The following is a 20,093-nucleotide window of genomic DNA, read 5'->3' as shown; positions in this document are numbered from 1 at the left end:
GGCGCGTTATGCGCCGTGGCTTCAGTCGTCACGCGCGGCGTGAGCCGCAACCCCATGTGGGGGGTCCGGGGGCCTCAGGCCCCCGGCGGGGCTCGGGGCAGCGCCCCGATTCTGCCTTTTCTTTATTTACCCCTCACGGCCCAAAGGGACCTCCGGACTTTGGCGAGGTCTTTGAGGCCCGGCGACGACTCGACGCCGGAATTGAGGTCCACGCCGTGGGGCTTGGCGATGCGTATGGCCTCGGCCACGTTGTCCGGCCCAAGGCCTCCGGCTAAGAGCCAGGGCATGGGCGGGGAAAGTTCGGCCAGGGCGGCGAAATCCAGGGATTTGCCGTGGCCGCCGCCGGAAGTGCCGGCGTCGAGCAGGGCAAAGCGGACCGCGCCGGCAAAGGGGGCCATCTCGGCGGCAAGGCTGGCCAGATCGGGATGCTTCTGGGGCCAGAAGGCCCGCAGCACCCGGTCGGCTCCGACAGCCCGGCAGAAGTCCGGGTCCTGGCCGCCGTGGAGCTGGGCCAGATCGAGTTCGGCTTCGGCCATGATGGCCAGGACTTCGGGGAGGGTTTGTTCGACGAAAACGCCGACGCGCTTGGCGGCAGTCCGGGGCAGGGCGGCGGCCTGGGCAGGCGTGACGCGGCGCGGGCTTTTGGCGGCAAAGATGAAGCCCAGGAAATCGGCCCCGGCCTCGGTGCAGCCGAGGACGTCTTCGGGGCGGGTCATGCCGCAGACCTTGACGATGCGCCCGTTCATGACGCGGACCTGCCGGTATGGCCGGCCAGGGCGGCCAGGGCCGCGCCGGGATCGGCTTCGGACATGATCGAGGTGCCGACCAGCACGGCGTCGAAGCCCAAGTCGGCCATGGCGAGCACGTCGGCCCGGGTCTTGATGCCGCTGGCGGCGATCCAGAGGCGGCCGGGGCGTTTTTTCGGAGCCAGGGACCTTGCCACGGCGAAGTCGGTTTTAAGGGTGTCCAGGTCGCGGTTATTGACCTGGATGATATGCGCCCCGGCCGCTTCGGCCCGCTCCAGGTCCACGGCGTCAAAGACCTCGACCACGGCTTCCAGGCCGGCGTCGTAGGTCAGGCGCAGCAGGTCGCCAAGCTCTTCGTCGGTAACCATGCGCACGATGAGCAGCAGGGCCGAAGCCTTGGTGGCGGCGGTCTCGATCACCTGCAGCGGATGGAGCAGGAAGTCTTTGCGCAGGAGCGGCAGGCCGCACTGGCTGATGGTTTCCAAATAGTCGAGCGAACCTTTGAAATACGTCTCCTCGGTCAACACCGAGATGGCGGCGGCGCCCGAGGCGGCGTACATGGCCCCGACTTCGGCCGGAGTGAGGCCCAGGTTGATGTCGCCAGCCGACGGCGAGGCGCGCTTGTATTCGGCGATGACGGCCATGGGAGCCTTGGCAATCAGCGCATCGGAAAAGGACGGTCGTTTGCCCCCGTAGGGCGCTGGCAACCGCTGGGCGACCTCAAGGTCCTTGAGGCGGCGAATCTCGGCCGCCTTGGCGGCCCGAAACTTCTCAAGCATGGAACACGTCCTTGAAAAACGCGGCAGCGGCCCCGGCAGCAATGGCGTCGCGGGCCTTGGCCACGCCTTGTTTAAGCGACAGGTCCCCTTCGAGCAGATGCAGGGCGCAGCCGAGGTTGAGCGCCACCATGTCCAGCATGGCCTGGGTTCCCTGGCCGGCCAGGATGTTTTTAAGGACAGCCACGGCCTCGTCGCGGCCGGACACCACCACGTCGCTGAGCTTGCCCTCGGCCACGCCCAGGGTCACCGGGTCGATGCGCTCTTTTTTGAGCCAGCCGTCTTTCACCCAGCACACGTCGGCCGGCCCGAACGGGGTCAGTTCGTCAAAGCCGCCGGCCCCGTGGACCACAGCGCCGCAAGAAAGGCCGGTCAGCGCCAGCACTTCGGCCATAAGCGGGACGTGGCGGGCAGTGGGCACGCCTAAAATCTGGTGGGTGGGCCGGGCGGGATTTAACAGCGGTCCCATGAGGTTAAAGAGCGTGCGCGCGCCGAGTTCCTTGCGGATGGGTCCGATGCGCTTAAAGGCCGGGTGGTAGTTAGGGGCGAAGAGAAAGACGAAATTGTGCTTGGCCAGTTCGGCGGCCACGGCGTCGGGTTCGACGACGAGCGGAAAGCCGAGGGATTCCACGGCGTCGGCGCTGCCGCAGGCGCTCGATACGGCGCGGTTGCCGTGCTTGACCACCTTGTGGCCCATGGCCGCGAGATATAGGGCCACGGCAGTGGAGCAGTTAAAGGAGCAGGTGTTGTCGCCGCCGGTGCCGCAGGTGTCGATGCGCGGGCCGGTCAGGCCCTCGACGAGCCTGGCCTGTTCCAGGGCGGTGGTGACGCCGGCTGCGATTTCCACGGCCGCCTCGCCCTTGGTTTTAAGGCCCATCAGAAACGCGCCCACGCACGAGGCCGGCATCTCGCCGGTGTACATGGCCCGGAAGGCGTAGGCGGCCAGCTCCTTGGGCAGGTCTTTGCCGATGGCGAGCAATTCGAGGCATTCAACGTGCTTTTCCACGATGCGACTCCTTTCGGACGGGCGTGCGGGTGTTATTTGGGTGTGTCGGAGAGTTCTTCCCGGGCGAGGTACAAAAACGCCTTGGCCCGGTCGATCTGCTCGGACACGTCGTCGGCTGTTATGCCGGTATCGGTCTGGTATTCGGCCCGGTCGCGCAACCGGGCGGCTTCGACGAGGAAGCGGTTGAAGGTTTCGGGCAGGTAGCCCGTGGCGGTCAGGTGCAGGGCAAAGGCCGAAGCCACGCTTCCTGGATCGGCCACGGCATAGCCATGGCGGATGAGGAAGGCTTCGGCCACGTAATGCATGACGGCATGGACCCGGCCCACGGCGAAATCGTAAAAGCCCTCGCTGGCGAGAAGCCGCGTGGCGCGAAGACTTTCTTCAGCCTTGGCAATGAGGGCGGGGATGGTGTTCAAAGTGGACGTCCTTACAAAATCTTCTCTGGAAAATTGGCGATCAGCTTCATGCCGTCGGGCGTGAAGACCGACTCCGGGTGAAATTGCACGCCGACCCAGGGCCGGTCGCGGTAGCGCATGCCCATGACTTCGTTTTGCTCGGTCCAGGCGGTGATTTCCAGCATCTCCGGGGCCTTGGAGGCCTGCACGATGAGCGAATGGTAGCGGCAGCACTCCATGGGGTTGGGCAGGCCCGCAAACAGGCCGGTCTCGCGGTGGTACACGTCGGACGTCTTGCCGTGCATGATGCGATCGGCCACGACCACCGGCGCGCCGGCAAAGTGCCCCAAAATCTGATGCCCCAGGCAGACGCCAAAGACCGGCGTGGTCGGCGGCAACAGCTCCAGAAATTGGAGGCACAGCCCGGCATTGACCGGGTTGCTCGGGCCGGGCGAGATGCAGACCTTCTCCAGCGTGCCCGACGCGGCTAATTCCAAAATCTGCGGGTCATCGTTTTTAAGGACGACCGGATCGTGCCCCAACTGCTGGAAGGCCTGGACGACGTTGAAGGTGAACGAGTCGAAGTTATCAATAAGTAAAAACATCGCCTTCCTCCTTGGCAGCCAGCACTTCGGCAATGACCCGGGCCTTGTTTTGACACTCCACCCATTCCTTGGCCGGATCGGAATCGAAAACGATGCCGGCCCCGGCCTGCCAGGTCAGCATGCCGTCACGAATCCACATGCTGCGGATGGTGATGCCCGTGTCCAGGTTGACGTGCCCCTCGTCGAGGCCAATCCAGCCGATGCAGCCGGCATACGGCCCGCGCGGCAGCCCGTGTTCCAGCTCGGCAATCATTTCCATGGCCCGGACCTTGGGCGCGCCGGAAAGCGTGCCGGCCGGGAAGGCGCATTTGAGCACGTCCAGGGCGTCGAGGCCCTTTTTGAGCGTGGCGGTCACGTAGGAGACGATGTGCATGACGTGGGAAAAGCGCTCCACGGTCATGAACTTCTCGACCTTGACCGTGCCGCGCTCGGCCATGCGGCCCAGATCGTTGCGGCCCAGATCGACCAGCATGACGTGCTCGGCCCGTTCCTTGGGATCGGCCAAAAGCTCGTCGGCCAGGCGGTCGTCTTCCACCGGATCGGCACTGCGATGGCGCGTGCCGGCAATGGGGCAGGTGGTCAGCTCGCCGTCGCGGCAGCGGATGAGCAGTTCCGGCGACGAGCCAAGGAGCGTCACGCGCGGCAGGCGCATGAAAAACATGTAGGGCGAGGGGTTTACCTGCCGCAGCCGGCGGTAGATGACAAACGGGTCGCCGGAAAAGGGCGTGGTAAACTGGGTGGAGAGCACGGTCTGGATGCACTCGCCGGCCCGGATCATCTCCTTGCATTTGGCGACCGCGTCCATGTAGCCGGCCGCATCCGGGGTGTTGACCACCTTGCCGACCACCGGCCGGTCCATGGGCGCGAAGATGTTGGCGTATTCGATCTTGGCCTTTTTGCCTTCGTCCAGCGACAGGTGCAGGCAGCGGTGTTTGACGTGGTCAAATAAGACCACCCGGCCGGGCAACACCAGACAGAACTCGGCCTCGTTCGGCGGCAGCACCTTGGCCAGCTTGGGCTCGAAGATGCCGGCCACGCCGTAGCCGAAATACCCAACCAGGGACCGGGTGATGGGCGGCACGTCGTCAAAGCCTTCCGGGGCCAGAATCTTCATGTCGGCCAGGATGCCGCGCATGCCCTCGACGAAGTCAAAGCCGGTGTAGGCCTCGAGCGGCGCAAGGCGCGGGTCGCGGGCGCTCACATCGAGCTTGCCGTCCTTTAAGCGAAGGCGCAGCCGGAAATCCCAGGCAATAAGGCTGTAGCGACCCAGGCGGCCGTCCACTTCGGCGCTTTCGAGCAGGACGCCGGGCCGTTCGCCGACGAGTCCCAGAAACAGACTGATGGGCGTCTGGACGTCGGCGGGCAGCCACGTCCCTTCCTGGCGAAGCGTGATCGCACTCATGGGTTGTCCTTTTGTTCCGTCTTGGCCGTCCACCAGGCCTCGGCCCGGCGCACCAGCAGATCAATGTCGCCGCCAGCGGCGATATTCAGGAAATTCCGGTAATTGCGCACCACTTCATGGCTGTACGGATTGGCCTCGAACAGGGCGGTAAACAGGGCCGCATCCTTGGTGATGAGCTTTTCCGCCGACACCAGCCGCCGGGTAAACGACGGGGTCAGATACTTTTCCACGTCGCCGCCGGCCGGCTGGGAGGCCAGATAGGCCACGGTGGTGACGAAATTAAGACCCTGGACATAGGCCGCGGCCCGGTCATGCTCCTCGGCCGTGGAGGCAAAGGGCGCAAAACCCACCCGTCGGCACCAGTCGGCCACAAGCTCGGTGGCCCAGACGTCTTGACCGGGCCGGCCGTCCATGACCGCCACGCGCAACCCGTCATCGGCCGCCGGCTCGGGGCCAAAGAGCGGATGGGTGCCGACCACCGGCCCGGAGTAGCCATCGACCATGGCGGCAATGGGCAGCGTCTTGACCGACCCGACGTCGGCCAGAATTTGCGGCGCAGCCAGATGCGGGGCGAGCAGAGCCGTCACCTCGGCCGTGGCGTAGACCGGCACGGACACCAGCACCAGCTCCGCCCCGGCCACCGCCGCCCGGATTGTCTCGTCGGTCAGCGGCCGACCCAGCTCGCGTACCTCAATGCCGACCGCCCGGCTCCGCGCGGCAATAAGCCTGCCCATCCCGCCCTTGGCCCCGACCATGGCGATGGTGGTGATAGCGGCGAAGGAGGAGGGAAGACCTGGGGGAGGAAACCCTTTTTTGGAAAAAAGGGTTTCCTCCCCCAGACCCCCACCTTCCCCAAAAACTTTTTCCTGGGGGGTGGTGGGTGTTCCTTGTTTGTGCGTATCAGGCATAATACTCTGTTGTTCCTAATGAAAATTTAATTTGTTGTGGGCGGCGTCGGGTCGTTGCGCCCGCTTCGGGCGCAACGACCCGACGCCGCCCACCCTCCCCCTATTGAGGGGTCCGGGGGGATCATCCCCCCGGCGGGGTTCGGGGCAGAGCCCCGATTCGTCTTTTTATCCTCGATTACTCGGCCGCATGGAGCGCTTCGCGGATCGTTTCCCATTTCTCCCAGAAAGTCGGGAACGATTTGGCCACGCAGCCCGGGTTGTCGAGGACCACGTCGATGCCGGCCAGTTCGAAGATGGCGGCGGACATGGCCAGACGGTGGTCGTCGAAGGCGGAAAATTCCACGCGCTGATCGGTGCGAAGCGGCCGGGGACTGATGCGCATACCGTCGTCCAGGCTGGTGACCATCGCCCCGGCCCGGGTGCAGTTTTCGACCACGGCTTCGATGCGGTCCGATTCCTTGAGGCGCAGGTGGGCCACGTTTCGGATGACGGTTTCGCCTGAGGCGAAGCAGGCGACGGCGGCCACGGTGGGCACGAGGTCGGGGCAGCGGCCCATGTCCAGTTCCTGGCCGGTCAGATCGCTCGGGTGGACGGTCAGGCCGGCTTCGGAGGCCTCGATGCGCGCCCCCATTTTGGCCAGAATGTCGCGCATGGCCCGGTCGCCTTGGAGCGAATCCAGGCGCAGGCCGGCGATGGTGACCGGGGCCGGGCCAACCGCCCCGGCGGCCAGGAAATACGACGCACTCGACCAGTCGGCTTCCACGGCATAGGTGCGCGGCATGTAGCGGGCCGGCTGCATGACGAAGCGGATCTGGCCGGGCACGACGTCGGTGAGGGTGCGCCAGTCGGTGGCGGCCCAGCCGTCGGCGGTGCGGGTTTCCACGGCAAACGGCACGGAAAAATCCGCCAGCGTGGAGAGCGTGATGGCGACGTAGGGCCAGGACACGGTTTTTTTGCCGGAAATTTCAATGGTGAGCGGGGCGGCGGCCAGGGGGGCGGCCAGGAGCAGCCCGGAAAGGTATTGGGAGCTGTCTTCCAGGCTGATGCTGGTTGTGCCGCCGGTGAGGCCCCGGCCGACAAGCATCATGGGCGGGCAGCCGGATTTGGCCAGATACAGGGCTTCCAGGCCCTGGGGGAGCAGGGCGGTTATGAGTTCGCCGATGGGCCGGTCGTGCATGCGGCCGTGGCCGCGCAGCTCAAAGAGGCCCTTGCCGGCAGCGGCCACGGCGGTCAGCAGGCGGCAGGTGGTGCCGGATTCGCCGACATCGAGGATGACGGCGTCGTCGGTTTCGGGATCGCCGCCCTGGGGATGGCCGGCGGTGCCGGAGACGATGATGGAGCCGTCGCTTTGGGGATGGATGTCCGCGCCCATGGCGACCATGCACTCCCGGGTGCGGTGGATGTCCTGGCTGTCGAGCAGGCCGGTGACGCGGCTGGTGCCGGCGGCCAGGGCAGCGGCGATGACGGCCCGGTGGGACACGGATTTTGACGGCGGCGCGGTAATGGTCGGCATGGAATCCTCGTAAGGGGTTTGCAACAACAGGGTCAGGGAGGAAGCCTCCGGCGGCCAAAGGGGTGACCCCTTTGGAATCCCACAATGGGATCAGCCCCTCGTGTCTCCGGGCTGCAGTCCGCTTCCGGCTGATCCGTTATGTTTCCAAACACTCCCCGTAAATTTGTTCCCATCCAGGGGGTCCGGGGGGGATGATCCCCCCCGGGTTTTTTCCCTTCCTATTCTTCTCTTCTATTCTTCCGTCTTCCCGGTCACGCCGTCGGCCAGGTCCACCTGGGCCCCGGCCGGGTAGCAGCCGAGGATACGCAGACTGTGGGTGTTTTCGGTCAGCGTCGCCAGCAGTTTCTTGTATTCCTCGCGGGTCAGGTCGCATTGCAGGTCGGCGAAAAAGACGTACTGCCATTTTTCGCCCCGGATGGGCCGCGATTCGAGCTTGGTCAGGTTGATGCCTTCGCCGGCCAGATGCGACAGCACCTGGAAGAGCGCGCCGGGCTTGTTGGGCACGGTAAACAGGATCGAGGTCTTATCGCGGGTCTGCTGCTTGGTGTCTTCGGGGCCGATGATGAAAAAGCGCGTCCAGTTGTCGGGCAGGTCCTCGATGGGGCTGGCCAGGACAGTCAGGTTGTGCATGGCCGCCAGACGCAGGTGGCCGATGGAGGCGGCGTTTGGCTCCTTGGCCAGGAGCGCGGCCGCGGCTGCCGTGGAATCGGTCGGGATGATCCTGGCCTTGGGCAGATGGGCCTTGAGCCAGGCGGCGCACTGGGCCAGGGGCTGGGGATGCGAATAGACGGTGTCGATGGCGTCCAGGCTCGTGGCTAAGGAGAGCAGGGCGTGGCTGACCCGGCAGGTGATTTCGGCCTGAATGAACACGTTGTAGCGTTGGAAGTTGTCCAGACTCTGGCCGATGGTGCCTTGCAGCGAGTTTTCGAGCGGCACGACGCCAAGATCGGCCTGCTTGCCGGCCACGGCGGCAAACACGTCGCCGATGGTGGTCTGGGGCAGGAAATCCGGGGAATGGCCCAGGGCGGCCATGGCGGCGAAGTGGGAGAAGGTGCCTTCGGGACCGAGATAGGCCACCCGCTCGGGGCGCTGGAGCCGGCGGGAGGAGGATAAAATCTCGCGGTAGATGCTGAGCAGATGGCCGGCCGGCAGCGGGCCGGGGTTGGCTTTGACGAGGCGGTCGAGGACTTCCTGTTCCCGGAAGGGCTTGAAGATGGCGCTGTCGCGGCCGTCTTTGCGCCGCCCTACCTCCAGGCTCAGGGCGGCGCGTTTACTCAGCAGGACCAGGATGTCGTTATCCAGGGCGTCGATGCCGTGGCGGATTTCCAGCAGGGCTTCTTCCAGGGAACCCGGGGGGGCGGCGTTGGCGGGGCTGTCCGGGTTCATGTCATCCTTCCTTGATGTCTTCGGCGATGCGCATGCCGAAATGCCGGCCGGCCACGTCGGTGGAAACCAGCACCTTGTCGCCAACGGCCAGGGTCACGACGCTGACGGGTTTGCCCTCGGGGGTGACCACCCGGATGGTCTCGGCGTTTTGCAGGAACACCTTGCCTTCCTTGCCGGCGACCTCGGCGGTAATGAGCAGCATGGGCCGGATTTCGGTTTTGATCCGGCCGACCACGGCGGTTTTGGTTGCGCCGGTGTGCGAGACGATGAGCACTTCCGAGCCCGAGGCCAGCTCCTCCAGATAGCGGGTCTTGTCCCCGGGCATCTGGCAGTAGGCGTGGACCGCGCCGGCATTGATGCGAAAGGGCCGGGCCGCGACGTAGGGATTGGACTCGGTCTCGGCATTGACCAGGAAGGTGAAGGCCGAGGAATTGCCAACGAGCATCCCCTCGCCGGTCTTCAAGATGCTGGTGGTGTCCACGCAGACCCGATGCCCCAGGCCCGCGTGTTCTATATTGGTGATGGTGGCCGCGGCGAGGTCCATTTTGCCCTGGGAGAGTTTCAGTTCGTTGACGATGGTTTTGAGGTCGCACACGGCTTCGGGGGTGATGAGCAGTTTGTCGGCCCCGCGTTCCAGGACCCCGGCGGCCAGCCGCGCCCGGTCCAGGCTTTCGCATTCAAGGCCGAGGCCCTCGGTGCAGGCCAGGATGTTTTCCACCGGAATGATCTCCCAACCCTTTGCCAGGAAGGTCGGCTTGCACGCCTTCAGGGATTCGATGGCCGTTCCCTCGTCGTCCTTGCAGCAGATGGGGATCAGCTCGAACTCCTCGGGCGTCATCACCTTGGTGCGCCCCAGAGCCAGAATTCTGTCCGCATCGGCGGCCTCGGCCACGAATCCGTCCACGCCGGATTCGAGGCCGAGGGTGACGACGTCTTTGTCAAAGGGAACGACCTTGAGCCATATTTCCTTGGTCATGACCTAGTCCTTCAAGAGTTCGAGGGCCTGATCCACTTCCCAATCGAGGTGGACGATGCCGTGCAGGGCCTGGACGATGCGGGCCGGCTGGGCGTGCTGGAAGATGTTGCGGCCAATGGACAGGCCCGAACCGCCGGCCTGGATGGAGTCGTGGGCCATTTGCAGCAGATCGCGGTCGTTGTCCATTTTCGCGCCGCCGGCAATGACCACCGGGATGCAGCAGGCGTCGGTGACCCGGGAGAAGGATTCGATGTCGCCGGTGTAGGGCACCTTGACCACGTCGGCCCCGAGCTCCGTGCCGACCCGGGCGCAGTGGGCCACCACTTCGGCGTCGTATTCGTCCTTCACCTTCGGACCCCGGGCGTAGACCATGGCCAGGACCGGCATGCCCCATTCAGCGGCCCGGGAGGTGGCTTCGCCCAGATGGCCGAGCATGTCGCGCTCGGTTTCGTCGCCGAGATTGACGTGCAGCGACACGGCGTCGGCCCCGAGCTTGATGGCGTCCTCGACGGTGCCGACCAGGGCCTTGGCGTTGGGGTAGGGGGACAGGCTGGTCGAGGCGGAGAGGTGGATGATGAGGCCGACGTCGCGGCCACGGCCGCGATGGGAGCAACGGGGCAGGCCTTTGTGCATGAGCACGGCGTTGGCGCCGCCTTCGGCCACCTGGTTGACAGCGTCGCGCATGTCGATCAGCCCGGAAATGGGGCCGACGGTGACGCCGTGGTCCATGGGGACGATGATGGCGCGATGGGTGTTGCGGTTGAAAATGCGTTCGAGGCGGACGGCTTTTCCAAGCAGCATGGCTGTCTCCTGTGGTTTGGCCCTCCCGGCTGCGGACGCCGGCGACATGATAATAAAAAAGGGCCGCCGGCTTGATGCCCGCGGCCCTGGAGTGGCTCGTTGCGGTTGACTAGTTCGACCGCACCCCCCCCAGACCACGGGCGTGGCTAAACCAGAACCAAAAGTAAAACCCGGAGGTCAGATTGCGGAGGGTTTGCATGGGGAATACGGGTACTTTCCCCTGTCCTGTCCTGTCAAGTGTTTTTTGCGCGAGGCGGAGGCCTGGAGTCCGGCCCGCACCTGCCGGGCCGCTTCGACCGGATGGGCCAGGGCGGCGGCGACTTCGTCCCAGGTGCGGGTTTTCAGGCCATAGCCCGGATTGGCCCGCCGCTGCGGATTGCCGGCAGGGCAGGCGCCGGCTGTGCCTCCGACGGCCGGGGGGGTGATCCCCCCGGACCCCTCAAGGGGGCAAGGGGGGAGTGGCGTTACCGCGACGGTGAGCGGGAGCGAGAAAAAACGTGTCTGACGGGAACCACCGTTGCACCCGGCCGGTTCAGGGGCGGCGGCAGTTCTCGGGCCTGTCGCCGAAATCCATGCTGTAGTTGCGTCCGGGGGCGCGGTGAAACAACAGAAGAGGACCGGCGGCCACAGGAATGGGAGGAGGCGTTGCGTCCGGGTGCGCGGCGAACCAGCCTGTCCAGGCGAGGTCCCTCCTACCGGGCGACGGCGGCGGCGCTGGCCTGGGAAAAGGCGTCGGCGGCTGCGGCGTCGAGGCAGGGTCCGGATGGGCCTCGGAGCCCCCGGCTTGGCGGCAACGGGATTGCTTCGGTGAAAAAAATCACAGCGATTAAGCGGGGTGAGAGGTGGGAAGCGGGGCAAACCGGGAAAAGGTCTTGCGAGGGGGGTGGCGGTCTGCTAGCTTGGACGGTGAACCCAGTACCGACCGTGGGAAATGAGAGGCCTTTTGCCAGGCTTTTGAGGCCCTTTTGCCGGTTCCGGGGCGGACGTGAAAAAAAGAACTTTGATCTTGACGGGGCTTGCGGCGCTTGTTAATTTGCTCACAAGCTATCCGCCGGTCATTTAGGAACAGCAAGAATATTGATGACTTGTCCGCTGCCAAGGCGGGCAGGGCAAAGCGCCCCCATCTTCCGGGACGCACTCACAATATCGGCACCAAGCGACGCCGGTGCGCGTGGACAGGCCGGAGCAGGGTGCGAAAGCACTGTACCTGCAACGGCGCGCGGATGTCCTGTCGCACCAAGGCGTTCAGCTCTTTAATGGATTGGGCGCTGGGTGTACAACAACTAAACGTTTGGAGGACTACTTATGCCTACCTTTGTGGATCCGAGCAAGTGTGACGGATGCAAAGGCGGTGAGAAGACCGCGTGCATGTACATTTGCCCCAATGACCTGATGATTCTGGATCCTCAGGAGATGAAGGCCTTCAATCAGGAGCCTTCGGCTTGTTGGGAATGTTATTCCTGCGTGAAGATCTGCCCCCAGGGCGCCATTTCGGCCCGTCCCTACGCTGACTTCGCACCCATGGGCGGCACCTCGATCCCCATGCGTTCGGCCGATTCCATCATGTGGACCGTGAAGTTCCGCAACGGCAACATCAAGCGCTTCAAGTTCCCCATCCGCACCACCCCCGAAGGTTCGATCAAGCCCTTCGAAGGCAAGCCTGAGCCGGGCGATCTGGACAGCGAATTGCTCTTCACCGAGACCTCGCTGGCCACCCCGAAGGAAGCCCTGGGCAAGAAGTTCGACGTCACCGGCGCGGACACTGTTCAGTGCTGGCTCGACGGCTTCTGCAAATAGTTTTTGTTGCCAACCGCTTAGCCATCCACCTCACGGAGGAACAATATTATGCCGACTATTCCTGTTAAGGACGAGCCCAAAGGCGTTGCCCTTGCCGAGCCGGAACTGATTGAAAAAGACGTCGACATCCTTCTTGTCGGCGGCGGCATGGGCTGCTGCGGCGCGGCTTTCGAAGCCGTCCGTTGGGCCGACAAAGTTGGTGGCGACATCAGCATCATGCTGTTGGACAAGGCCTCCCTCGAGCGCTCCGGCGCCGTTGCCCAGGGCCTGTCTGCCATCAACACCTACCTTGGCGACAACAATGCCGACGACTACGTCCGCATGGTCCGCACCGACCTTATGGGTCTGGTCCGCGAAGATCTGATCTTCGACCTTGGCCGTCACGTCGATGACTCCGTTCACCTCTTCGAAGAGTGGGGCCTGCCCTGCTGGACGAAGGGTGACGACGGTCACAACCTTGACGGCGCCCAGTCCAAGGCTGCCGGCGTGTCCCTGCGCACCGGCGCCAAGCCCGTCCGCTCCGGCCGTTGGCAGATCATGATCAACGGTGAGTCCTACAAGTGTATCGTGGCCGAGGCTGCCAAGAACGCCCTGGGCCAGGATCGCTACCTGGAGCGCGTCTTCATCGTGAAGCTGCTCCTGGATGCCAAACAGCCCAACCGCATCGCCGGCGCTGTTGGCTTCTCGACCCGCGAAAACAAAGTCTATGTCTTCAAGTCCAACGCCATCCTGGTGGCTTGCGGCGGCGCGGTCAACGTGTACCGTCCCCGCTCCACTGGTGAAGGCATGGGCCGCGCCTGGTACCCCGTGTGGAACTCCGGCTCCACCTACACCATGTGCGCTCAGGTCGGCGCTGAGATGACCATGATGGAAAACCGCTTCGTCCCGGCCCGTTTCAAAGACGGTTACGGCCCGGTCGGCGCGTGGTTCCTGCTCTTCAAGGCCAAAGCCACCAACGCCAAGGGTGAAGACTACTGCGTCACCAACCGCGCCATGCTCAAGCCCTACGAGGATCGCGGCTACGCCAAGGGTCACATCATCCCGACCTGCCTGCGTAACCACATGATGCTTCGTGAAATGCGCGAAGGCCGCGGCCCCATCTACATGGACACCGCCGGCGCCCTCCAGGCCACCTTCGCCAACTTGAATGCCGAGCAGCAGAAGCACCTTGAGTCCGAAGCTTGGGAAGACTTCCTCGACATGTGCGTCGGCCAGGCCAACCTGTGGGCCTGCACCGACACCGAGCCCGAGAAGAAGGGCTCCGAGATCATGCCGACCGAGCCGTACCTGCTTGGTTCGCACTCCGGTTGCTGCGGCATCTGGGTCTCCGGCCCGGACGAAGCCTGGGTTCCCGAAGAGTACAAGATCAAGGCCGACAACGGCAAGATCTACAACCGTATGACCACGGTCAACGGCCTGTGGACCTGCGCTGACGGCGTCGGCGCTTCCGGCCACAAGTTCTCCTCCGGCTCCCACGCTGAAGGCCGTATCTGCGGCAAGCAGATGGTCCGCTGGGTTGTCGACCACAAGGACTTCAAGCCCACTTTGTCCGTCACTGGCGCCGAGCTGGCCAAAGAGATCTACCAGCCCTGGCACACCTTCAAGGACAACGTCGCTCTCTCCACCGACCCGATCGTCAACCCGGCTTTCATCAGCCCGCACAACTTCATGATGCGTCTGGTGAAGTGCACGGACGAGTACGGCGGAGGCTGCGCCACCCTGTACACGACCTCCAAGACCCTGCTCGACACCGGCTTCCAGCTGCTGCAGTACCTGGAAGAGGACAGCAAGAAGCTGGCCGCCCGTGACCTGCACGAGCTTATGCGTTGCTGGGAGCAGTACCACCGCCTGTGGACCGTCCGTCTGCACATGACCCACATCATGTTCCGCGAAGAGACCCGTTACCCGGGCTTCTACTACCGCGGCGACTTCCTGGGCCTGGACGACACCAAGTGGAAGTGCTTCTGCAACTCCAAGTACGATCCGGCCACCAAAGAGACCAAGGTCTTCAAGAAGACCTACTACCAGATCATTCCCGACGCTCAGTAGGAATGACCAGAGCGGCCGCGGGCATCTGCCTGCGGCCGCTTTTTAACGGTCTTACCCGGGCGGATGGACCGTGCTTGTACGCCTACGGCGGGGGCGGTCTATCCTCGCGGATCAGGCCGTTTTCTTGCTGGCCTTAACCATTGCCGGGAGGTTGCGATGTCGAGCAACGCGATACTGGTCGTCGGCGGCGGCTTCAGCGGCATCACCGCCGCGCTGGAAGCCGCGGAGGTCGGCCACGAAGTCTACATCGTCGAGAAAAATCCTTTTCTCGGCGGCCGGGTGATGCAGCTCAATAAATATTTCCCAAAGCTGTGCCCCCCGTCCTGCGGTCTGGAAATTCAGTTCCAGCGCATCAAGAACAATAAAAAAGTCAAATTCTTCACCCTGGCCGAAGTGACCAAGGTCACCGGCACGGCCGGCGACTACGAAGTCACGGTGAAAATCAAGCCCCGGTACGTCGAACCTGGCAGCGTTGATCTCACCGAGACTTGCAAAAAGCTTTCCAAGGACGCCCCAAGCGACTTCGAGCTGGGACTTGGCACCCGCAAGGCCCTGTACATGGACGTCCCCTTTGCCTTCCCCAATCGCTACGTCCTGGACAAGGAACGTTGCACCAAGGAAGACCTGGAGCTTTTATCCGGTTCTGACGTGATCAACCTTGACGATGCTCCCAAAGAGATCGTTCTCAAGGTCGGCAGCATTGTCTACGCCACCGGCTGGAAGCCCTACGACGTGACCCGGCTGACCAACCTCGGCGCCGGGGAGATTGCCAACTGCGTTTCCAACATGCAGCTTGAGCGTCTGGCCTCGCCTACCGGCCCCACCAATGGCCAGATCGTGCGTCCCTCCGACGGCAAGGCCCCGCGCAGCGTGGCCTTTGTCCAGTGCGCCGGGTCGCGCGACGAAAACCATCTGAACTACTGCTCCTATATCTGCTGCATGGCTTCGCTTAAGCAGGCGGCCTACGTCCGGGAAGCCTTTCCCAATGCCCGGGTGACCATCTACTACATCGACCTGCGCACTCCGGGCCGTTACGACAACTTCGCCAAGCGCATCCTTGACGACGACCGCATCAACACGGTCAAGGGCAAGGTCGCTGCCGTGGCCGAAGACGCCGGCACCGGCGACGTCATCCTGACCGTGGAAGACGCCGTCACCGGCATCAAATCCGACAACCGTTTTGATCTGGTCGTCCTGGCCACGGGCATGCAGCCGAGCATTGCCGGCGAACGCCTGCCTGTGGACGTGCCTGTCGATGAGATGGGCTTCATTGTGGGCGGCGAGGAAAAGGGCATTTTTGCCGCCGGTTGCGCCGCCACGCCCCTTGACGTGATGAAGTCGGCCCAGTCGGCCACCGGCGCGGCCATGAAAGCAATCGCTTCGGTGAGAGGGAGGTAGCGGCGATGGCCGAAAAAATCGGTGTGTATATCGACGAATCCAGCGTCGCCCCGCTTCTGTCCGCTGAGGAGTTGGTTGCGTACGTCAAGGCAAAATGCGCTGGGGCCTGCCCCATCGTCAAATCGCACAAACGACTCTCCAGCCCGGAAGGCGTGGCCATGATCAAGGCCGACGTCGATTCCGGAGCCTTGGACGCCGTCATGCTGGCCGGCACCTCGCCCCGCGTTGACTGGGAAGTCTTCGACTTCGGCGACAAGATCATCGTGGATCGCGTCAACCTGCGCGAGTTCGTGACCCTGGGCTACAAGAATCCCGACGGATCGGCTCCGGTTCCGGGACAGCCCGTGCCGGACGAGCTCAACTCCATGGTGCATGACTACCTGCGCATGGGCGTGGTCAAGCTCCAGAAGATGGGCATGCCCAATCCCGAAGTGCCCGAGACCAACAAGACCATCCTGGTGCTTGGCGGCGGCTGGACCGGCATCAATGCCGCCCTGTCGGCGGCCGGAGCCGGCTATGAGGTCATCCTGGTTGAAAAGGAAGCAACGCTTGGCGGCAAGGCCGCCGGCTTGTACAAGACCTTTCCGCTGCGCTACCCCTACCTGGAAGCCACCGACACCGGTCTTGACCGGTTGATCGGACTCATTAACGGCAATGGGAAGATCAAGGTCCGCCTGTCCACGACGCTCAAGCTCCTGGCCGGCGCTCCGGGCCTGTACGAAGCCACCCTGGCTTCGGGCGGCAAGGAAGAGACCCTGCCCATCGGTTCCGTGGTCCTGGCCGCCGGCTGGACTCCCATGGACGGCGATGCCCTGGCCCCCTACGGCTACGGCACGCTCAAAAACGTCGTGACCTCGGCCGAGTTCGAAGCCATGGTCAAGGCCGGCGCTATCAAGCGCCCGAGCGACGGCAAAACCCCGGCCACAGTCGCCTTCATCGTTGACGTGACCAAGGCCATGGAAGCCAAGCCGGTCGCTCCGGTTGAAGAAGCCCCGGCCGAGCCGGCCAAGCCGGCCGACAAGAAAGAAGATGCGGCAGCCGAGCCGGTCTTTACCCAGATCAAGACCCCCAAGCACCTGGCCTACTCCTCGGAGCTGACCAGCCTCGTGGCCCTTAAGCAGGCCAACTACGTGCGCGAAAAGCTCGACGACGCCGTGGCCATGATCATCTACGACAACATGATGGTCCCCGGCATCAATGAGCGCTACTACCGCGCCGCCCAGGACAACCCCGGCATCATGCTGACCAAGGGCACCGTCACCGGTGTGACCGAGGAAGGCATCAGCCTGATTATTGCTGCCAAGGACACCCTCATTGGCGGCGACATCACCCTGGCGGCCGATCTGGTGGTCGTGCCCACCGGCCTGGTTCCGGCCACCGCCCTGGATCCGACCATCAACCTGCTCTACCGCCAGGGTCCGGCCTTCCCGGATCTCCAGCTGTTCGACGGGTTTGCCGATTCCAACTATATCTGCTTCCCCTACGAGACCCGGCGCACCGGCATCTACGCCGCCGGGTGCGTCCGCCAGCCCATGACCATGGCCCAGGCCAGGGACGATGCGGCCGGCGCTGCCCTCAAGGCCATCCAGTGCATCGAGTCAGCCAGCCGGGGCGTGGCCGTGCATCCCCGTTCGGGCGACCTGTCCTACCCGGTGTTCAACTTCGTGCGCTGCACCCAGTGCAAACGCTGCACCGAGGAATGTCCGTTCGGCGCCCTGGACGACGATGAAAAGGGAACGCCCAAGCCCAATCCCACGCGCTGCCGCCGTTGCGGCACCTGCATGGGCGCGTGTCCGGAGCGGGTCATCTCCTTTGACAACTATAACGTCGACATGATCGGTTCCATGATCCGCGAGTGCGAGATTCCGCCGAAAATTGAAGAGGGCGGCCCCCGCGTACTCATCCTGGCCTGCGAAAACGACGCCTATCCGGCCCTGGATATGGCCGCCCTTCGCGGTCGGAAATGGAGCCCCTACGTTCGCATCATCCCGGTTCGCTGCCTGGGTTCGGTCAACGCCATCTGGGTTGCCGACGCCATGAGTAAGGGTGTTGACGGCGTCATGATGCTCGGTTGCAAATACGGCGACGACTACCAGTGTCACTTTGTCAAAGGCTCTGAAATCTGCAACCGCCGCAAGGAAAACATCGCCGAGTCCCTCAAGCGTCTTGGCGTCGAGCCCGAGCGGGTCGAGCAGTATCAGGTGGCCATTGACGAATACGACAAGATTCCCGACATGATCGACCAGTTCATGGACATGGTCCTCAAGATCGGGCCGAACCCGTTCAAAGGCTATTAGGAGGGAAGGCTCCATGGCATACGAGCAGCGTATCAAACCCGATCTGCAGTTCGTCAAGGACGTGCAGGCGGCCGGTGGCGAGGCAGTCAAGAAGTGCTACCAGTGCGCCACCTGCAGTGTCGCCTGTCCCTTGGCCCCCCCCGAGACGCCCTTTCCCCGCAAGGAAATGGTCTGGGCGCAGTGGGGGCTTAAGGACCGCTTCGAAGGCGACATCGACATCTGGTTGTGCCACAACTGCCAGACGTGTTCCGACCTGTGCCCCCGCGGCGCACGGCCCGGCGACCTGATCTCGGCCATTCGCAACATCACCTACCGGGATCTGGTCGAACCGACCGTGATCGGCAAATGGATGGCCTCGCCCAAGCATCTGCCCAAGCTGATCGCCATCCCGGCCGTCATCTACCTGCTTATCTGGTTGATGTCCGCCGGCTTTGGCCTGCCTCAGGGTGAGATCGTCTATGGCAAGCTGTTCCCCGGCGACTTCACCATCGATCCCATCTTTGGTCTGGTGGCCCTGTTCGTTGCGTATTCCTTCTTCAAGGGCGTGACGAAGTTGTGGAAGAGCTTTGACAAGTCCATCCCCACCACTCTGCAAATCGGGGCGAAGACCAAAAAGCCGACCTTGCTGGAATCCCTCAAGGCCGTGCTCTTTGACGAAGTCGCCACCCACGTGAAGTGGAACGATTGCGGTAACAATAACACTGAGCGGTACAAGGGCCACCTGTCGCTCTTCTACGGCTTCGTAGCCCTGGCCATCGTCACATCCATTGTGGCTGTCTCTCACTGGGGCGGCAAGATCGTGCACTTCATAGCCCCGCTTGGGCACACGCCCATGCCGCTGTGGAGCCCGGTCAAGCTGCTGGCCAACATCGGGGCCATCGCCCTGCTGTACGGCCTGACCATGCTGACCCGCCGCCGCATCAATGTCGACCCGGCCAAGTCCACGTCGTCGTACTACGACTGGTATCTCCTTGGCGTCATCTGGGCCGTCGCCCTGACGGGCCTCGGGGCGGAGATCTTCCGTCTGTCCGGTGTGGCCTCGCTGGCCTATCCGACCTATTACCTGCACCTTGTTGCGGTGTTTATGCTGTTCGCCTATCTGCCCTGGTCCAAACTCGGGCACCTGGTCTACAGAACGACGGCGCTGGTTTACGCCCATCAGGTTGGGCGTCTCCCACTCAAACGTGAAGAAGACAAGACTTTCATGATTTAATAGGAGGGTACCATGGCTGAAGCGCGCAAAGTGTTCCCCATGAATACGTTCGTGTCGTACCTCAAGGGGATCGACAAGGAAGGCAACAAGAAAGGCGTGGCCGAGATGGTCGGCTTTATGGCCGGCATGGAAATCGACGCGGAGCTCGCGCCGTTTGCCGCCGCTCTCGCCAAGGCCTGGGTTTACGAGCAGCATCCGGAACTGGTCCGCATGAGCTCGGGCGAACTCGGCGCCAGCGCCCAGAACGTCTCCGTGGCTGTGCTGCCCCCGGACGTTGTGGCCGAGGTCAATGCCATTTTCGCCAAGCTGACCGATTCCAAGAAGACCATTGACGAGCAGGCCGCCAAGCTCGCCACGGTTGAAAAGGAACTGGCCGAGAAGACCGCCATTCTCAAAGACGTCGAAGTTCGGATGAAGGCGGCCGAGGACAAGGCCAAACGCCTGGAAGAGTCCGCCAAGGGCGCCGGCGAGAAAGTCATCGTCGCTTCCGAGGCCAAAGTTGTCGAGTACATCGGCAAGGTCGACGAGCTGCTGAAAATGATCGAGGACGTCAAAAAGCACGGCGTTGTCACCGTCTCCGGCGGCGGCGCTGCGGCTGGCGGCGAAGCGGCCGGCGGTTCCGGCGAACCCGAAGTCGGCGGTGCGCCGTCCTCGGATTTTGGTTTCGGCTCCGACGCGTTTGCCACCGACAAGTGGTAGGAATCGACTTCGGTCGATTTTCAGGGAGGCCCTTCGGGGCCTCCTTTTTTTTGTGTGGAAAACCGGCAAGGTTTGCGACGTTGTCCTGGAAGAGGCTGGCGGAACGCAACCGTATTCGTTATCGGG

17 protein-coding genes are annotated in these 20,093 nt (G+C 63.6%); 6 read left to right on the top strand and 11 right to left on the bottom strand.

Annotated elements, in window-relative coordinates:
- Positions 1-122: 122 nt before the first annotated feature.
- The 11 genes from NY78_RS10005 to NY78_RS09955 form a co-directional block, all read right to left on the bottom strand.
- Positions 123-746: a phosphoribosylanthranilate isomerase gene (locus NY78_RS10005; RefSeq protein WP_043635057.1), complete on the bottom strand. Its 624-nt coding sequence runs from the start codon at positions 744-746 to the stop codon at positions 123-125.
- Complete coding sequence (locus tag NY78_RS10000; protein WP_043635056.1) at positions 743-1,525, bottom strand: indole-3-glycerol-phosphate synthase; 783 nt, start codon at positions 1,523-1,525, stop codon at positions 743-745. The genes NY78_RS10005 and NY78_RS10000 overlap by 4 nt, the downstream gene beginning before the upstream one ends.
- A complete protein-coding gene (gene trpD / locus NY78_RS09995) occupies positions 1,518-2,528 on the bottom strand; it encodes an anthranilate phosphoribosyltransferase (RefSeq protein WP_043635053.1) in 1,011 nt (336 codons plus the stop codon). Before trpD ends, NY78_RS10000 begins: the two co-directional genes overlap by 8 nt.
- Before the next feature lie 32 nt (positions 2,529-2,560).
- Positions 2,561-2,944, bottom strand: coding sequence for a HEPN domain-containing protein (locus NY78_RS09990; RefSeq protein WP_043635051.1), 384 nt, complete (start codon positions 2,942-2,944; stop codon positions 2,561-2,563).
- Between the two features lie 11 nt (positions 2,945-2,955).
- Complete coding sequence (locus NY78_RS09985) at positions 2,956-3,528, bottom strand: anthranilate synthase component II (RefSeq protein WP_043635048.1); 573 nt, start codon at positions 3,526-3,528, stop codon at positions 2,956-2,958.
- On the bottom strand, positions 3,512-4,930 hold the full coding sequence (locus NY78_RS09980) for an anthranilate synthase component I family protein (protein WP_043635046.1): 1,419 nt from the start codon (positions 4,928-4,930) through the stop codon (positions 3,512-3,514). Before NY78_RS09980 ends, NY78_RS09985 begins: the two co-directional genes overlap by 17 nt.
- A complete protein-coding gene (locus NY78_RS09975) occupies positions 4,927-5,838 on the bottom strand; it encodes a prephenate dehydrogenase (RefSeq protein ID WP_043635039.1) in 912 nt (303 codons plus the stop codon). Before NY78_RS09975 ends, NY78_RS09980 begins: the two co-directional genes overlap by 4 nt.
- Positions 5,839-6,013: 175 nt before the next feature.
- Positions 6,014-7,351, bottom strand: a complete 1,338-nt coding sequence (gene aroA / locus NY78_RS09970) for a 3-phosphoshikimate 1-carboxyvinyltransferase (protein WP_043635038.1) — start codon at positions 7,349-7,351, stop codon at positions 6,014-6,016.
- Positions 7,352-7,582: 231 nt separating this feature from the next.
- Positions 7,583-8,737, bottom strand: a complete 1,155-nt coding sequence (pheA, locus tag NY78_RS09965; protein WP_043635036.1) for a prephenate dehydratase — start codon at positions 8,735-8,737, stop codon at positions 7,583-7,585.
- A gap of 1 nt (position 8,738) precedes the next feature.
- Positions 8,739-9,713, bottom strand: a complete 975-nt coding sequence (locus NY78_RS09960; RefSeq protein WP_043635033.1) for a 3-dehydroquinate synthase II family protein — start codon at positions 9,711-9,713, stop codon at positions 8,739-8,741.
- Between the two features lie 3 nt (positions 9,714-9,716).
- Positions 9,717-10,514, bottom strand: coding sequence for a 2-amino-3,7-dideoxy-D-threo-hept-6-ulosonate synthase (locus tag NY78_RS09955; protein ID WP_043635032.1), 798 nt, complete (start codon positions 10,512-10,514; stop codon positions 9,717-9,719).
- A gap of 1,305 nt (positions 10,515-11,819) precedes the next feature.
- Between NY78_RS09955 and aprB the strand changes: the two genes are divergently transcribed.
- From aprB to NY78_RS09925, 6 genes are all read left to right on the top strand, one after another.
- Entirely contained in the window at positions 11,820-12,311 is a 492-nt protein-coding gene (gene aprB, locus NY78_RS09950; protein WP_043635031.1) for an adenylyl-sulfate reductase subunit beta, read from the top strand.
- Positions 12,312-12,359: 48 nt separating this feature from the next.
- Positions 12,360-14,360 (top strand): adenylyl-sulfate reductase subunit alpha, encoded by a 2,001-nt coding sequence (gene aprA, locus NY78_RS09945; RefSeq protein ID WP_043635027.1) that lies wholly within the window; start codon positions 12,360-12,362, stop codon positions 14,358-14,360.
- A gap of 156 nt (positions 14,361-14,516) precedes the next feature.
- A complete protein-coding gene (locus NY78_RS09940; protein ID WP_043635025.1) occupies positions 14,517-15,758 on the top strand; it encodes a CoB--CoM heterodisulfide reductase iron-sulfur subunit A family protein in 1,242 nt (413 codons plus the stop codon).
- A 5-nt stretch (positions 15,759-15,763) separates the two neighbouring features.
- The gene (locus NY78_RS09935) at positions 15,764-18,055 is read left to right on the top strand and encodes a hydrogenase iron-sulfur subunit (RefSeq protein ID WP_043635023.1); all 2,292 of its coding nucleotides are present in this window, start codon (positions 15,764-15,766) and stop codon (positions 18,053-18,055) included.
- 13 nt (positions 18,056-18,068) lie between these two features.
- The gene (qmoC, locus tag NY78_RS09930; RefSeq protein WP_043635022.1) at positions 18,069-19,268 is read left to right on the top strand and encodes a quinone-interacting membrane-bound oxidoreductase complex subunit QmoC; all 1,200 of its coding nucleotides are present in this window, start codon (positions 18,069-18,071) and stop codon (positions 19,266-19,268) included.
- A 12-nt stretch (positions 19,269-19,280) separates the two neighbouring features.
- Positions 19,281-19,967: a hypothetical protein gene (locus NY78_RS09925; RefSeq protein WP_043635021.1), complete on the top strand. Its 687-nt coding sequence runs from the start codon at positions 19,281-19,283 to the stop codon at positions 19,965-19,967.
- The last annotated feature ends 126 nt before the right edge of the window (positions 19,968-20,093 follow it).

It is taken from the genome of Desulfovibrio sp. TomC, from assembly GCF_000801335.2.
Taxonomy (GTDB): domain Bacteria; phylum Desulfobacterota; class Desulfovibrionia; order Desulfovibrionales; family Desulfovibrionaceae; genus Solidesulfovibrio.
This window is presented reverse-complemented; position numbering and strand designations above follow the sequence as displayed.

Coding starts and splice junctions, on each gene's coding strand:
- NY78_RS09960 (WP_043635033.1), bottom strand. CDS start 9,713: ATGACCAAGGAAATATGGCTCAAGGTCGTTCCCTTTGACAAAGACGTC.
- NY78_RS10000 (WP_043635056.1), bottom strand. CDS start 1,525: ATGCTTGAGAAGTTTCGGGCCGCCAAGGCGGCCGAGATTCGCCGCCTC.
- aprA (WP_043635027.1), top strand. CDS start 12,360: ATGCCGACTATTCCTGTTAAGGACGAGCCCAAAGGCGTTGCCCTTGCC.
- NY78_RS10005 (WP_043635057.1), bottom strand. CDS start 746: ATGAACGGGCGCATCGTCAAGGTCTGCGGCATGACCCGCCCCGAAGAC.
- NY78_RS09955 (WP_043635032.1), bottom strand. CDS start 10,514: ATGCTGCTTGGAAAAGCCGTCCGCCTCGAACGCATTTTCAACCGCAAC.
- NY78_RS09925 (WP_043635021.1), top strand. CDS start 19,281: ATGGCTGAAGCGCGCAAAGTGTTCCCCATGAATACGTTCGTGTCGTAC.
- aroA (WP_043635038.1), bottom strand. CDS start 7,351: ATGCCGACCATTACCGCGCCGCCGTCAAAATCCGTGTCCCACCGGGCC.
- NY78_RS09940 (WP_043635025.1), top strand. CDS start 14,517: ATGTCGAGCAACGCGATACTGGTCGTCGGCGGCGGCTTCAGCGGCATC.
- NY78_RS09935 (WP_043635023.1), top strand. CDS start 15,764: ATGGCCGAAAAAATCGGTGTGTATATCGACGAATCCAGCGTCGCCCCG.
- aprB (WP_043635031.1), top strand. CDS start 11,820: ATGCCTACCTTTGTGGATCCGAGCAAGTGTGACGGATGCAAAGGCGGT.
- NY78_RS09980 (WP_043635046.1), bottom strand. CDS start 4,930: ATGAGTGCGATCACGCTTCGCCAGGAAGGGACGTGGCTGCCCGCCGAC.
- pheA (WP_043635036.1), bottom strand. CDS start 8,737: ATGAACCCGGACAGCCCCGCCAACGCCGCCCCCCCGGGTTCCCTGGAA.
- NY78_RS09985 (WP_043635048.1), bottom strand. CDS start 3,528: ATGTTTTTACTTATTGATAACTTCGACTCGTTCACCTTCAACGTCGTC.
- NY78_RS09975 (WP_043635039.1), bottom strand. CDS start 5,838: ATGCCTGATACGCACAAACAAGGAACACCCACCACCCCCCAGGAAAAA.
- qmoC (WP_043635022.1), top strand. CDS start 18,069: ATGGCATACGAGCAGCGTATCAAACCCGATCTGCAGTTCGTCAAGGAC.